The 571-nt window shown below is 70.9% G+C and carries 1 pseudogene; it reads right to left on the bottom strand.

From position 1 onward, the window contains the following. Nucleotides 1-182: 182 nt before the first annotated feature. Nucleotides 183-571 (bottom strand): annotated as a pseudogene (locus KUM32_RS37110) (tRNA (adenosine(37)-N6)-dimethylallyltransferase MiaA); the annotation flags it as partial.

Genomic DNA, 571 nt, shown 5'->3' with positions numbered 1-571 from the left:
GACTCCTCCGACGCGAGCGGCTCCGCTTCGTCGCGCGGCGGCGTCTCCGCTGTGTCCCGAGGGCTGGCCTCCATCGCCGTACGCCCTCCCCACATTCGACATCACGGCACGATCGAAGCTCGATGATGGCACGATCGCAGCGGCCTCCAGGACGCACGGAGCGTCCCGATGCCATCACGTGATCAGGCTGTGACCGCTCGTTCGACCAACGTCAGCGCGTGCGCCTGGAGTTCCCCGCTGTGACCAGCGGCGCCGCTGAGCCAGTGAACTCGCGCATCTCGTCGAAACCACGAATCCTGGCGGCGCGCGAAGCGCTTGGTGGCTCGTACGGTCTCGACGCGTGCCTCCGCTTCGTCGCACTCCCCCGCCAGCACCGCGAGCACCTGCTGGTAGCCCAGGGCGCGGGAGGCCGTGCGCCCCTCGCGTAGCCCCGTGCGCTCCAGTCGCTCCACCTCGTCCACCAGGCCGGCCTCCCACATCCGGTCCACCCGGCGGGCGATCCGCTCGTCCAGCTCGGGGCGGGCGACGTCCACGCCGATCTGCACCGTGTCGTAGACGGCGCTGTGGGCCG

This window comes from Streptomyces sp. AC627_RSS907, from assembly GCF_019049165.1.
This window is presented reverse-complemented; position numbering and strand designations above follow the sequence as displayed.